We start from the raw sequence: 14304 nt of genomic DNA, 5'->3' as shown, positions 1-14304 counted from the left end.
GCCTAGGCTGTCCAGCAGAACTGTGAATTCTGACAGTAGAAGCGCCTGTTTTTTTTCGGTGTGATAGGGCGATGCTGATCAGGCCAACACCTGGCTTCGGCATTCCCTGTCTATTGAAAAGGAACGTTCACCATGTCCAAGTCATTGCCGGATGCCCTTGACCTGCCCAAGCCAAAGCTGCTTGAGGCTGACGAAAATGGCAGTGTCGATTCACTCAAACTGCTGAACGGAGGCAACGTCAGCGTCTGCTACAACGGTATGCAGAAAAAAGACTTAATCGCTCTGGACTGGCCGTTGGCAGGCAGCCCTTATCCGCCGATAGAGCCCCAGCATGGCGACGACGCAGGTTGTATCTACTTTCATATTCCTCCTGAATACATAGCCTTGTGGTTGGACAATTACGCGTTGTTTACATACACCGTCACTAGAAACGATGAGAGTCAGACCTCTTTACAAGGTCAGGTACGGATCAGTCTGCCTTCGAACTTGCCTCAGGCGCAAATTCTCGAAGCGATCAATGGCAAACTGGATCTTTCTTTGTTGTGCTGTAAAGACCCGATTCTTTACATTCCACCCTGGGCATTTGCCGGCACAATCCAAACGATCAATTGCTATATAGGCGGCATCTATCCGGATGGCTCCAAGGCCAGACTCTATCCATTCGAGGATGAACCGGTTACCGACGAAGACGTACGCCTGGGGTGGCGTCGAGCACTGCCTCGGGCGTTGCTCCAGCAACTTAAACATGACAGCGAACTGTATCTTGTGGCGTCCGTGCGCTTCAGCCGGGCTACTCCCTCTATATTGTTCCGCTCACTTTTGTTGACGTTGCTCACCGAGCCTCACTTGGAGCTGTCGCCCCCTGAGCTCAAGGAAGCTGTACACACTGAGTTCGACGGCTGGGTGGTCAACCCGATAAACACGGTGAACGGTGCGCATATCGCGGTGGCTTATGAGGGCATGTGCAGCGGCGACATGGTTTGCCCGGTACTTACCGGCACCCCAGGGCCAGGCACAGTCGAACTGGAATGTCGCCAACCGGTTGAAGGTGAAACCAGCCTGGTGTTTGCGGTACCGCCCTCAGTGATACGCGCCAATTTCGAGCAAGCCATTACGTTGACCTACAACGTCACGCGCTGCGATGGCAGCCATTGGTCCTCACCAGAGCGCCGAGTGAAGGTGCTGGGCATCATGGACTTGCCAAAACCGGGGATTGAACAGGCCACCGGCAACCGGGTGGACCTCAATACTTTTGGTGATGACGCAACGGCGATAGTGCCCATCTGGCATTACGCCATGGAGCAGGACTGCTGCTGGATGTGGGTAACCGGCACACTTGAGGCCGGCAACGCTTATCAGTTTTATATATTGGAAGGAGAGCCGCTGACTACCGCCTGGTTAGGCGACGGAGTTGATACACCGATAGCCAGGACCAAGCTGCAAAAATTGGCCGATTGCAGTGAGTTTGAACTGCATTTTGCGGCGAATTTTAATGGGCTGTGCGACATGGGCACGGCCGTCGAGTTTCCTGTCCGGACCTTCAGCATCGAACAGGAAGCTCTGGTGCTGGTTGAGCCAACAGTGACGGAAGCGGTGCTTACCAACTTGACCGCTTACAACGGGCGCGACGGCGTACATGTCGAAGTGAAGTACGCCGGCAGCAACCCCAAGCACTCCATCAGTGTCTGCTGGAAACGACCGGACGATACATGCTGGTTATTGCCCTCCAAACCTGGCAGCACGACGGACGCGGTGATCTGGTTGTTGCCGCCGGAAGCCGTGATCGAGAGTATGGGTAAGGTGGTGGAGATCACTTACACGGTCACCACCGCCTGTAAGGTGCAGACATCGCCGCCGTTGAATTTGAGCATCAGCCTTCCTGTGCGCCTGGAAACGCCAAACTTGCGGCAGGCTACGCCTCCCAGAACGCAAAATGGCATTGTGGATACGCAAACATTCGCCGGGAATGCCGACGCTTTCATAGATTGGATGTGGTTTTTGCGAGCAGGACAGAAGTGCTGGCTTCGGGCGACCGGAATCGATAAGAGCGGCGCTCCCTACAGTTTTGTTGTTTATGCGGCTCGAACGATTACAACTGCAGAAGAAGCGGCAGCGTCCGAGGTGGCGGCAACTGTACTGCGATCCGAGTTAGTGAAGGCGCAGAATCAGTCCTCCATCACCTTCACATGGAGCGTGTCGACTGACGGCTTGACTGAGAATGTGGTGTGTCCATCGCGCGTGTTGACCGTAGTCACACCACCTGAAATACGTTACGAAAACTTCACAGGGCAGGCCACCAAACTGATCTCTGCCGGACAGAGTATTAGTATTCCAACGATGACCATTGACTTTGTTTCAGGCCCTGGACAAGCGGGTATCTCGCCATTTTCATCTACGATCCCCGGAATGTGGGAAGGCCAGGCACTGGTTACTTCCAATGGCGTAGGGCAGACATCTTCACCGCAACTTCTGCGCTTGACCTTAACCTTCAACTGTAAACGAGTGAGATGTGCTTACACATACAACCACTATCCTACAATGATCACGTTCTATAGTCCGGAAGGTGATTACTTGGGCGAGGTTAGGCTTAATGGAACCCCTGTGCATGGTTGGGTAGATTTCACGGCAACGGGGAGTTCAACTATTGGGAGGATAGACATCAGCTCCGGCGACTATATGTTCTGGGACTTCTTTACATTCTGGTTGTAGTCACTTCCTGTAGTAAAAGCGCCCATGTTGACACGTGGGCGTTTTTTTACCTTACTTCGGCCCCTGAGTCTTCACCAACTTCTCCGGCGACGGCGCCCTTTCCTGTTGCTGCAAGCCACCCTTGTCATCCAGGTAGAAAATCGCCGGCGTCGCCGGCAATTCCAGTTCTTCCATCAATTTCATATTGGCATCGGAGTTGCCGAGTGTCGCACTCGTTGCTGGCCACGTAGCTAGCACAGCTGGAGGGGGTTATAAGGTGACCGTTGGTCAAAATACCGAGAATTCCCCACAAAACTGTTATTTCTGACAGTAGGCAAGGTTCTTGATCCAAGGGTTAGATAACCGCAGTTTCTGGCCAGTCTGGCCAGTCCCGACGATGATCTAACGCTGGAAAGGAGTCTTATCGTGGCGAGCAAAATACCTGCAAAAAAAACCGGTTCCGTTCAGACAGCTAATTCGCTGCCAGCCGTTGAAACGGAACTGCCCTATGCGATTATCGAGCACGCTGCGAACAACAGCGTGCTGTATCCCATTGATGCGATTGATGGCACGACGGCCACGCTGACGCTGCCGGCGAATGCCACCAACGTCATGTTCTATATGGCGGTCAAGGATCAGGACGAGCCGAGATTCGAGCCAGTTTCTGTCGAAAATGGCGTGAATGTCGTCGACATTCCGGCACAGTGGATCAGCTACTGCATCGGGCACACGGTATTGATCAAATACACGGCCAATGCAGGGGGGCGGGCATTGGAGTCCTTGACGCTTGAGCTGGAAATCCAACAGATCAGGGAGGAGCATCTCGTCGTCTCAAGGCCGGTGTTTACCCATGCCAAGGAGGAGTGGAGTACCTGGTACCTGCGCATGCAGGAGTTCCCGGGTGATGAAATTGTCGCGATCAAGGCCTGGCCGATGATTCAACCCGGGCAGCGGTTGTTTGTCGTTGTTGCGGGAAACCAGCACGTCGCGCCCTATCGCTTCGCCTGGGTAGCCAAGGATCACGTGGTTCAGGATCACGAAGCCCATCCAGAATATGTTTTCCGCTTTACGCTTTCGCGAGGCTGGCTGTCCAGGCTGGACGACTATTCGGCGATCACCGCTCACCTGGGCGTGATTTGGGACACCACCGCCCCGGTATACCCTGCGCCTGGCGATCCGCTTCTGGAGAATCCGCTCCCAGTGAACGCCGAGGATTTCCACCTGCGCACTACCTCGTTGTTGCTGGTCGACCCCGGACAGGAACTGAACCCACCGCACTTGAAGGAGTCGGTGGAGCTACCCCCAGGTCAATGGCAGGTCAACCCTAGCAATACGGTCAACGGCGGGCATGCAATCGTCAGCTACGACGGCATGTTCGAGGGCGACCATGTCTGTGCCTATGCGTCGGGTCCGAATTACGCGCCGGTGGCCCTCGGCTGCCAGGACGTGAAGAAAGACGAGACGAGCCTGTCATACGATGTTGCCCCCGATATCGTTGCAGCGCTGTTCGACAAGACGCTGACGCTCAACTACAGCCTCCAGTTCAACAGTTATCAACCCCAATCTTCCCCTGATCGCCACATCAAAGTGCTTGCTCCGCAACTGACCACACCGGATATCGAAGAAGCAACGATGGGGACCGTTGATCTCACCACGTTCAACAACGATGCCTCGGGTGTGGTACCTCTTTTTGACTATGCCAAAGAGGGCCAATGTTGCTGGATGTGGCTGACGGGCGTGGATGAGGAAGGCGTGGCCTTGCAGTTGGATGTGTTGCAGGACGTGCCACTGAAGCCGCACTGGCTAATCGATGGCGTGGATACGCCCATCGCCCGGAATGCTCTGAAAAAACTGGCGGATTGCAGCGACTTCAAGCTGCATTTTGCGGCGAGCTTCGATGGACAGTGCGATCGATCGACCGCCCGCGAATTCCCGGCTCGATCTTTCACCATCATCCAGGAACAGCGAGTGCTCAAAGCGCCCACCGTGCAGGAAGCTGTGGACAACGAGCTGACCGTGTGGAATGGACGAAATGGCGTGCATGTCGAGGTGAGTTACCTCGGTAACCATCCCAACCACACCCTCAGTCTTTGCTGGACGAAGCCAAACGGAGCGTGCTGGCCACTGGACTCCCAGCCGGGCAGCGCCAGCGGAACCACTACCTTTTTGGTACCTCGAGAGGCGGTGATCGAAAGCATCGGCAAAACGGTGAAGATCAACTACACCGTCACCAGTGCTTGCAAGGTGCAGACTTCAGATGATTTGAATTTGCACATCAGCGTACCGGTGCGCCTGCCGACGCCGGTTGTGAGACAGGCTACGCCACCCGCTACTCAATACGGCATTCTCGATCTGACTACTTTCCCCGGAGATGCCTTAATCACAGTTGAAACCTGGTGGTTTGCGTTGGCCGGACAATGTGTCTGGCTCAAATGCACGGGTATCAAAAAAAATGGAACTGGGCACACTTTCTATGTGGTGAAGGGCCGGCCGCTTACCCTTGAGGAGGCCCAGACGGGGCTCTCTCAAACGATGAGTCGATCAGATATTCTGCTGTTGAAACATGATTCTCCCCTGACCGTCACCTGCATTACAGCGCCAGATAGCAACGATCCAGAAAGGGACTCCGTCACTTTTCCAGTGTTGAACCTGATTGTGAAGGGCCAACTGATCTGCCGGGAAGAGCGCTTTGAGGGGCTGGCGCTGCGGACGTTTGCTGCAGGCGGTAGTATTCAGACGGATTTGATGAAAATAACCTTTCAATCGGGGGCGGGTCTGGCGGGTATAGTGCCCTATGGTAATAACAACTATTACTCAGGTAACCACTTTGTCATGTGCCATGGTTCCGGTCATCAAATTCCACCACAGCTGCATCGATTTGATTTCAGTCGTGAGCTGGAATCCCTCAGGTTCGGCTGGGTCTGGAAAGAACTACCAGCGACAGTCACCTTTTATGGCCCCGCCGGCAATGTGATCCGGCAAGATACCTATCCCGATAATTGGTACGCCGGTTTCTGGGTCGAGTTGAAAACGACGCCTGGGACCACTGTGGCCTGGATGACGGTACTTGTAGAAGACAACTCGTATATCGATAACTTCAGCATGTGCTTCCGCGAGTAAGCTGTGTTTGCTGATATTCGCTTAGCGAACCCCATGAGTTGTTGATTTCAGAGTGACTGGCTCAGGGTGTAGAGGTTTGCCTCAAGTGAGTGATCTTTAGCAAACCAAGGGCCTCCGCTGTATGGAGGCCTTTTTATTGAGTCCCTCGCGAGGGACTCACTTAGGCCCCAGTATCTTCACCAACTTCTCCGGGGACGGCGCTCCTTGCTGTTGCTGCAAGCCACCCTTGTCATCCAGATAGAAAATCGCCGGCGTCGCCGACAACTCCAGTTCCTCCATCAACTTCATATTCGCATCGAGCTTGGCCTCGATATCGGCCGGGATCTTGGTCAACGCCTGCAACTTGCTGCCCTTGCCGGCGCCCTCGTGTTCTTCCAAGGCTTTTTGCGGGTCTTTGGCGGCAAGCAGCGCGGCGGATTTGCCTGGGCTGTCTTCGCGGATGATGCCGACCATGATGTGGCGCAGTTGGACCTTGCCGGCCTTCACCCATGGGCGAGCCTGTTCCCAGAACATGTTGCAGTAGGGGCAGTTGGGGTCGCTGAACAGGTAGACGGTACGTGGCGCGTTGACGTCGCCGTCCTGGATCCAGCTGCTCTTTTCCATCTTGGCCCAGACTTCCTTGGACATCGGTGCGTACACCAGTTTTTCCAGGGGCGCGCTGCTCAGGTCGTTGCCCTGGGCATCGTACAGGTTGCCGGCGATCACGCTTTTGCCGTCGGCGGTCAGGTACAGCGCCATGCCGCGGTTCTGGTACTGCGCGGCGTAGCCGGTGAGGCCGCTGGGGGCGCCGAATTTGCCGAGGATTTTAGCGCCCTTGGCTTCGATCTGTTTGATCGGGGCCGGCCAGTCTTCGGCCTGGGCCAGGGTGGCGGCGAGCGTCAAAGGCAGCAGGGTCAGCAGGTGGCGGAGGCGAGGCATGTCGGTTTCCTTTGTGGGGCGGTGTCGAAGGGTTCCATGGCACGGGCCAGGCTGGCTTGGGACAGTTCGCCAAGGTGGCTGTTGATCAGGCGCCCGTCGGCGGTATAGAACAGCGTGGTGGGCAAGGCCATGGAACCCACGGCCTGGCCGAGGCGACCGCTGGCGTCGAACAGCACGTTATCGAGATTCAGGCCTTGAGTGGCCAGGTACGTGCTGACGCTTTGCATGCTCTCGGCCTGGTTGACGAACAGGAAGGTGACGTCCGGGCGTTGGTGTTGCGCGCGTTCCAGCACCGGCATTTCCCGACGGCACGGCGGGCACCAGGTGGCCCAGAGGTTGATCACCAGCGGGCCGCCTTTGTAATCGGCCAGTTGCACTACATTGCCATTGGCATCGCGCAAGGTGATGTCCGGCAGTTGCGAGCCCTTGTCGTAAAGGTTCAGGGACAGGCTGGCCATGCCCCAGAACACCAGGCCGCTGATTACCCCGGCACTCAGTGGCTTGCGCAGGGCCGGGCGCCGCCAGCCGTAGGCCAGCGCTCCCAGCACCAAGGCGATAACGCCTGGCCAGGCGAGAAAGCCGCCGTCGCGCAGGTCAACCATCTGCAGCCAGTCGTTGCGGTAATCGCTCCAGTACATCAGTACAAAGCTGACGCGCGCGGTCAGCATGCCGAGCAGGAACAGGCTGAACAGTACCGATTCGGGGTTTTCACCGCCACGTTTGGCCACGCGCCAGCCCACCAGGGTGGCAAGAATCAGCGCGCTGATCAGCAGGATATGATTCAGGGCGATGGCGAAGGTGCCGATGGTGAGGGTCAGCATCAGCGCGCGTCTCGGGTTTGCGTCCAGCGTTGCAGGAAGGCGGCGGCATCCACTTCGCCGGTGATGCGCTGGGCGCGGCGTTCTTCGCCGTCCGGGCCGATCCACACGAAGCTCGGTGGCCCGGGGACTTTATAACGGCCAAGCAGTTCGCGGCTGGCGGCGTTGTCGGCGGTGACGTCCAGGCGCAGCAGGCGCACGTCTTTCAAGGCATCCATCACTTCAGGTCTACCGAATACCTGTTTTTCCATGATCTTGCACGACACGCACCAGTCGGCGTAGTAATCCACCAGCACCCATTGGCCCTGGGCCTTGGCGCTGTCGAGCTGGCTTTGCAGGGCGGCGGGGTCGTTGATGGTCACGAACGCATCGTGCGCGCTGGCGGTGGCCGCGACCTGCGCGCCGCTGTAGACCTTCAGCGGTTGCCACAGCTCATCGCTGCCGCCCGCCGCGCCCACTACCAATATCGCGCCCCACAGTCCCAGCAGCAGGGAACCGGCGCCACACACCTTGGCGGCCAGGCCGTATTCACGGGCCAGGGCCCAGCCACAATAGGCCATGACCAGCGCCAGCGCGCCCCACAGGCCGATCCACAGGCTTGCGTCGACCACCGGGCGAATCATCAGCACGGCGGTGCCGAGAAACAGGAAACCGAAGACCCCCTTGAGCACGTTCATCCAGGTGCCCGGCTTGGGCAGGAACCGGTTGCCCACGGTGACCAGCAGCAACAGCGGAATGCCGATGCCGATGCCCATGGCAAACAGGATCAGGCCACCGTGCAGCGCATTGCCGCTCTGGGCGATATACAGCAAGGCGCCGGCCAGGGGGGCGGTCATGCACGGGCCCACCAGCAGGCCGGACAACGCGCCGAGAATGCCGGCACCGATCAGGCTGCCACCGCTTTGCTTGCGGCTGACATGGTCCAGGCGATCGCGCAGGAAGGCCGGCAGTTGCAGTTCAAAGAAGCCGAACATCGGCAGGGCAAGGAGCACGAACAACGCGGCGAAACTGCCGAGGATCCACGGGGTTTGCAGCAGTGCGGCAAGGTTGCCGCCGAGCAATGCGGCCATTACGCCCAGCGCGGCATATACCAGGGCCATGCACACCACGTAGCTGCTGGCCAGGGCAAAGCCGCGACGCGGGCTGGCACCGCTGCCCACCACCAGCCCGGCGAGGATCGGCAGCATCGGCAGCGAGCAGGGCGCAAACGCCAACAACAGGCCCAGGCCGAAAAAGATCAACAGGCTCCAGCCCAGGCTGCGCTGTTGCAGGCCGCTGGCCAGGCTTTGGTCCTGGGCCTGGGCGGTGGCGGCAACGGCCGGGTTGCCGCCCAGGTCCACGGTGATCGATTGCGGCGGATAGCACAGGCCGGCATCGGCACAGCCCTGCCAGCCCAGCTTGACCTGGCCGGTGGCGCCGGCCGGGATCTTCACTTCCAGGCCCTGGCGATACACTTGCTGTTCGCCGAAGAACTCGTCGCTATGGGCTTCGCCCTGAGGCAACACGGGCTTCTCGGCCAGGCCGTCGAATTTCATGCGCTGCTGGTACAGGTAGTAACCGTCGGCAATTTGCCAATACAGCTGGGTCTCGCCACTTTCAAGACGTTCGGAGGTAAAGGTGAACGCTTTGCCCACCGGCAGGAAATCAGGTTTGGTCTCGAAAGGGTTGCCCGGCGCGGCCTGGGCCAGCCCCGCGAACAATACCAGCAGAAAGGTCAATAGATGCCGCATGGTCCAGCCTTAGTTCGATACAAGTGAGGCACACAATGTGTGGCGTTGATTAACCGATGATTAACCGGGCGCTATTCTAGAGTGTAGGGATTGTCTGGTGTTGCGAAGTTCGCGGCATAATGCGCGCTTAATCCGTGCCTTTTCTAATCACCCGCATCTTTCATGAAGGGTTCAGCATGCACGTACTGGTCTGTGAAGACGACGAACTGATCGCCAGCGGCATCGTGGCCGGCCTCACCGCCCAGGGTTTCACGGTCGAACGCGTGGGCACAGCGGCGGCGGCCAGGGCGATGCTCAGGGCGGCGACCTTCGACATCATGGTGCTCGACCTCGGCCTGCCCGACGAAGACGGCCTGAAATTGCTGCAACAACAGCGCAGCCAGGGCCTGGAAATTCCGGTGCTGATCCTCACCGCGCGTGACTCGGTGACCAACCGCGTCGACGGCCTTCAGGCGGGGGCCGATGATTACCTGCTCAAGCCCTTCGACCTGCGCGAACTCGCCGCCCGCCTGCAAACCCTGCTGCGCCGCGTGGCGGGGCGCAGCGTCAACCTGATCGAACATGGCCGCCTGGCGTATGACCCCAGCAGCCGCGAGACTTTCCTGGGCGGCCAGCCGGTGGACCTGTCGCGCCGTGAACAAGCGCTGTTGCAGGCCTTGCTGCACAACAAGGGCCGTGTGCTCTCCAGCGAGCAGCTCAAGGACAGCGTCTACGGGTTCAACGACGAGCTGGAAAGCAACGCGCTCAATGTGCATATCCACCACCTGCGGCGCAAATTGGGCAATGGCATCGTCGAGACCGTGCGCGGCCTCGGCTATCGCCTGGGCCCGGCCGATGCGGGAGAGGATGCTTCGTGATGAGCCTGCGCCTGCGCCTGACGTTCAAGCTCGGCGCCGCGTTTGTGTTGATCTGGGCCCTGGCGGCGGCCTGGATGCTCAACGACCTGCGCAACCAGATGATGTTTTCCCTCGACCAGCGCCTGGTAGCCTCGGCGCGTATGGTGGCCGGGCTGACCGAACAGATGCCGGGCCTGGCCAGCGTCGGCGCCGGCACCCATTTGCGCACCGAACAACTCAATGTACCGGGGGGCATGGCCTGCCAGGTCAGTTCCCTGCATGGCGAAATCCTGGCGCGCAGCCATACCACGCCGGATGAGGGGCTGGAGTCGCGCAAGAGCGGTTTTCGCGACCAGATGATCGATGGCGTGGGCTGGCGCAGTTTCACCCTGTCCCGTGGCGACCTGCTGATCACCACGGCCGACCGTCAGGTGGAGCGTGAGGCGCTGAACCTGTCGATCCTGCTGGCGGCCTCAGTGCCGGTCGGCGTGGCCTTGTTGGGGTGCCTGTGCTTGCTGTGGCTGGGCATCGGCCAGAGCCTGGTGCCGCTCAATCGTATGCGTGACGCTTTGATGCGCCGCAGCGCCGACTCGCTCGAGCCGCTGCAGATCCACCCGCTGCCCAGTGAACTCAAGCCGTTGCTCGACACCCAGAACCAACTGTTGCAACGCATCGCCAAGACCATCGAACGTGAGCGCCGCCTGACCGGCGACGCCGCCCATGAACTGCGCAGCCCGTTGACCGCGATCAAGACCCACCTGCAAGTGGCCCGCATGACCGAAGGCGCGGCGCGTGACCAGTCCCTGGCCCACGCCGAAGAAGGCGCCGACCGCTTGCATCGCACTCTGGAGCAACTGTTGCTGCTGGCGCGGGTGGAGGGCAGCTTGTCGTTTGACGATGGCTTGCAGTCCAGCGCCGAGGACGTTGCTAGGCTGGCGATCCAGGACGCCAACGCCGGGGACAATTCGCGCATCGACCTGGTCCTGGCGGACAGCCTTGCCGCCACACCGGTGGACATGCCCGTGGGCCTGGCCGTCGCGGCCTTGCGCAACCTGCTGGACAACGCCTTGCGTCACACCCCGGCCGATACCCGGGTGGAGCTGAGGGTGTCGTCCAGCGCTGACAAGGTGATATTCCGCGTGCGTGACCATGGCCCGCAGATATCCAGCGAAGACCTGCAATATCTCACCCAACGCTTCTGGCGCAATGGCAGCAGCGAAGGCTGTGGCCTGGGCCTGGCGATTGTTCAGGCGATCGTCCAGCGCTGCGCTTGCTCGTTGACGTTCGACAGCCAGGCCGATGGCCTGCGGGTTGAGTTGGGTATGCCGTTGCGACACTGATCGCTTTTCTACAAGTGCCAAATAATTACCGCCCGCCCGAAGCTCACGCCTTCAGGATGGCGGTAATTTTTTTGCGCTTGAAAGGGCCGAATGATTCGGCCCGTACTGAAAAGGACGGATCTTATGTTGGTCATCGATACCAGTTTCCCTGCCAAGGACTTCAACGAACGTAACGGCGAGCCTGTGAGGCAGGTACTCCTGCATTACACCGCGGCGCCCTTTGTATCGTCCTTGCGCACCCTGACCCAGAACGGGGTCAGCGCTCACTATCTGCTGCCCGATCCCGACGAACCGGCCTACCGCGCCGCCGGCTATGACGAACTGCGCGTGTTTCGCCTGGTGCCCGAAGACAAGCGCGCCTGGCATGCCGGGGCGAGTCATTGGGATGGGCGGGATAACCTCAACAGTCGCGCGATTGGCATCGAAATCGTCAACCTGGCGCGCGATGACAAAGGCGTGTTCACCTTCCCGGCGTATCGCGAGCAACAGGTGGAGGTTTTGATTACGCTGGTGCGCGATATTCTGGAGCGTTATCCGCCGATCGGACCGGTGGATATTCTCGGGCATTCGGATGTGGCGTACTGGCGCAAAAGCGATCCGGGACCTCAGTTGCCCTGGCGCTGCCTGTATGAAGCCGGGGTAGGCGCCTGGTTTGACGAGGCGACCCGAGCGATGTACCAACGCCGGTTTTGCCTGAGCTTGCCGCCGGAGGTGGAAGTAGAGCGGGCCTTTCAGCGGTATGGCTACAAACCGGCGTGGAACCGCCAAGCCTTTGAACAGCGGACCCGGGCGTTTCAAATGCACTTTCGGGCGCGGGATTACGCTGGGCTTCTGGATGCTGAGACCTGCGCGATCCTGTACGCGCTGAATGAAAAATACCGCGGGCTCTAAAGCCGAACGCCATTCAAATGTGGGAGGGGGCTTGCTCCCGATAGCGGTGGGTCATCTAACCATTGGCTGCCTGATACACCGCAATCGGGAGCAAGCCCCCTCCCACATTTGATCTGCATACATCTGTAAATCCCACCAGGTCCCTAAATCCCCCCGCGCCTGATGCGTCTTCAGAATATGAAGTCCGTGCGCATTCCCCGCCCCCCACGGATGACCACCATCACCCGTGTATTGAGGGATCGAGAGATGTCAGTCGCCACCAGCCCCATCGAAGCCGCGCCTGTGCACGTCAGCGAAACGCTCTACCAGTTCGACGACAGCCCGTTGCTGGCCCGCCAGCGCCAGCAGGAATCCAATGCCCGCAGCTACCCGCGGCGCATCCCCCTGGCGCTCAAGCGGGCCAAGGGTATCTATGTGGAAGATGTGGAAGGCCGCAGTTTCATTGACTGCCTGGCCGGCGCGGGCACCCTGGCGCTCGGCCATAACCACCCGGTGGTGATCCAGGCCATTCAACAAGTGTTGAGCGATGAGTTGCCGTTGCACACTCTGGACCTGACCACGCCGGTCAAAGATCAGTTCGTGCAGGATTTGTTCGGCCTGCTGCCGCCGGAACTGGCGCGCGAGGCGAAAATCCAATTCTGCGGCCCCACCGGTACCGATGCGGTGGAAGCGGCCTTGAAACTGGTACGCACCGCCACCGGGCGCAGCACGGTGTTGTCGTTCCAGGGCGGTTATCACGGCATGAGCCAGGGCGCGTTGAGCCTGATGGGCAGCCTCGGGCCGAAGAAGCCGCTGGGCGCATTGCTTGGCAACGGCGTGCAGTTTCTGCCATTCCCCTACGACTACCGCTGCCCGTTCGGCCTGGGTGGCGCGCAGGGCGTGCGGGTCAACCTGCATTACCTGGAAAACCTGCTCAACGATCCCGAAGCCGGCGTGTTGCCGCCGGCAGCGGTGATTGTCGAAGTGGTGCAGGGTGAGGGCGGCGTGGTCCCGGCCGATCTCGACTGGCTGCGCGGGCTGCGGCGTATCACCGAACAGGCGGGCGTCGCGCTGATCGTTGATGAGATCCAGAGTGGCTTTGGCCGTACAGGCAAAATGTTCGCCTTCGAGCACGCGGGGATCATCCCGGACGTGGTGGTGATGTCCAAAGCCATTGGTGGCAGCCTGCCGCTGGCGGTGGTGGTGTACCGCGACTGGCTCGACACCTGGTTGCCGGGCGCCCATGCCGGGACCTTCCGTGGCAATCAGATGGCAATGGCGGCGGGTTCGGCAGTGATGCGCTACCTCAAGGAACACGACCTGGCCGCGCATGCGGCGGCGATGGGCGAGCGCCTGGGTGAACATCTGCGCCTGCTGCAGCGCGACTTCCCGCACCTGGGAGATATTCGCGGGCGTGGGTTGATGCTCGGCGTGGAGCTGGTTGACCCGGATGGCACGCGCGACATCCAAGGCCACCCACCGGTGCATCGCCAGCTCGCGCCGTTGGTACAACGTGAATGCCTCAAGCGCGGCCTGATCCTCGAGCTGGGCGGGCGGCATGGCGGCGTGGTGCGTTTCCTGCCACCGCTGGTGATCACCGCCGCCGAGATCGACCGGGTCGCCGAGATCTTCGGGCGCGCCGTGGCGGCGGCGCTCGCCAGCCTCTAATTTTCCAGGTCCCTGAAACGTTTCTAGAGATATCAGCGCTGCGCATGGTGCGCGGCCAGCTTTTGAGCGACGGAGAACCGCAATGACCTCAGTATTTGACCGCGACGACATCCTGTTTCAGGTAGTGGTCAACCACGAAGAACAGTATTCGATCTGGCCCGACTACAAGGCCGTGCCGGAAGGCTGGCGAACCGTGGGCAAGAGCGGCATGAAGAAAGAGTGCCTGGCCTATATCGAAGAGAACTGGACGGATATGCGTCCGCTGAGCTTGCGCCAGAAGATGGATGGCGCTGCACTCGCCTGAGCACCACTGATC

Annotated in this window: 10 protein-coding genes and 1 pseudogene; 7 read left to right on the top strand and 4 right to left on the bottom strand. The window is 59.7% G+C overall.

The genetic code is table 11. From position 1 onward, the window contains the following. The first annotated feature begins 132 nt into the window (after positions 1 to 132). Positions 133 to 2709 carry a hypothetical protein gene (locus C4J91_RS19030; RefSeq protein WP_124363746.1) on the top strand — a complete coding sequence of 859 codons (2577 nt, stop codon included), beginning with the start codon at positions 133 to 135 and terminating at the stop codon, positions 2707 to 2709. Positions 2710 to 2760: 51 nt separating this feature from the next. On the opposite strand, the pseudogene C4J91_RS19025 reads toward C4J91_RS19030, so the two are convergent. Then, positions 2761 to 2901: pseudogene (locus C4J91_RS19025) on the bottom strand (thiol:disulfide interchange protein DsbG); the annotation flags it as partial. Positions 2902 to 3114: 213 nt separating this feature from the next. Here C4J91_RS19025 and C4J91_RS19020 point away from each other — a divergent pair. Then, positions 3115 to 5808: a hypothetical protein gene (locus C4J91_RS19020; protein ID WP_124363745.1), complete on the top strand. Its 2694-nt coding sequence runs from the start codon at positions 3115 to 3117 to the stop codon at positions 5806 to 5808. Positions 5809 to 5964: 156 nt separating this feature from the next. Here the strand turns inward: C4J91_RS19020 and dsbG are convergent, their stop codons facing one another. Genes dsbG through dsbD form a run of 3 tightly spaced genes read right to left on the bottom strand, consistent with a single transcriptional unit; the run spans position 5965 to position 9274 of the window. Continuing rightward, positions 5965 to 6726, bottom strand: coding sequence for a thiol:disulfide interchange protein DsbG (gene dsbG / locus C4J91_RS19015; protein WP_124363744.1), 762 nt, complete (start codon positions 6724 to 6726; stop codon positions 5965 to 5967). Then, positions 6702 to 7547: a TlpA disulfide reductase family protein gene (locus C4J91_RS19010; RefSeq protein ID WP_124363743.1), complete on the bottom strand. Its 846-nt coding sequence runs from the start codon at positions 7545 to 7547 to the stop codon at positions 6702 to 6704. The genes dsbG and C4J91_RS19010 overlap by 25 nt, the downstream gene beginning before the upstream one ends. Further along, the gene (gene dsbD / locus C4J91_RS19005; protein ID WP_124363742.1) at positions 7547 to 9274 is read right to left on the bottom strand and encodes a protein-disulfide reductase DsbD; all 1728 of its coding nucleotides are present in this window, start codon (positions 9272 to 9274) and stop codon (positions 7547 to 7549) included. The genes C4J91_RS19010 and dsbD overlap by 1 nt, the downstream gene beginning before the upstream one ends. A gap of 176 nt (positions 9275 to 9450) precedes the next feature. On the opposite strand from dsbD, the gene C4J91_RS19000 reads away from it, so the two are divergent. From C4J91_RS19000 to C4J91_RS18980, 5 genes are all read left to right on the top strand, one after another. Then, positions 9451 to 10131, top strand: coding sequence for a response regulator (locus C4J91_RS19000; protein ID WP_124363741.1), 681 nt, complete (start codon positions 9451 to 9453; stop codon positions 10129 to 10131). Beyond that, the gene (locus C4J91_RS18995; protein ID WP_124363740.1) at positions 10131 to 11450 is read left to right on the top strand and encodes an ATP-binding protein; all 1320 of its coding nucleotides are present in this window, start codon (positions 10131 to 10133) and stop codon (positions 11448 to 11450) included. Before C4J91_RS19000 ends, C4J91_RS18995 begins: the two co-directional genes overlap by 1 nt. Before the next feature lie 123 nt (positions 11451 to 11573). Then, entirely contained in the window at positions 11574 to 12341 is a 768-nt protein-coding gene (locus C4J91_RS18990; RefSeq protein ID WP_124363739.1) for an N-acetylmuramoyl-L-alanine amidase, read from the top strand. Between the two features lie 246 nt (positions 12342 to 12587). Beyond that, positions 12588 to 13988, top strand: a complete 1401-nt coding sequence (locus C4J91_RS18985; RefSeq protein WP_124363738.1) for an aspartate aminotransferase family protein — start codon at positions 12588 to 12590, stop codon at positions 13986 to 13988. 82 nt (positions 13989 to 14070) lie between these two features. Beyond that, positions 14071 to 14292, top strand: a complete 222-nt coding sequence (locus C4J91_RS18980; RefSeq protein WP_057721389.1) for an MbtH family protein — start codon at positions 14071 to 14073, stop codon at positions 14290 to 14292. Positions 14293 to 14304 lie beyond the last annotated feature (12 nt).

The organism is Pseudomonas sp. R3-52-08 (genome assembly GCF_003851745.1).
Lineage (GTDB): Bacteria > Pseudomonadota > Gammaproteobacteria > Pseudomonadales > Pseudomonadaceae > Aquipseudomonas.
The sequence above is the reverse complement of the archived record's forward strand: the minus strand, read 5'-3'. Positions and strand labels throughout refer to the sequence as shown.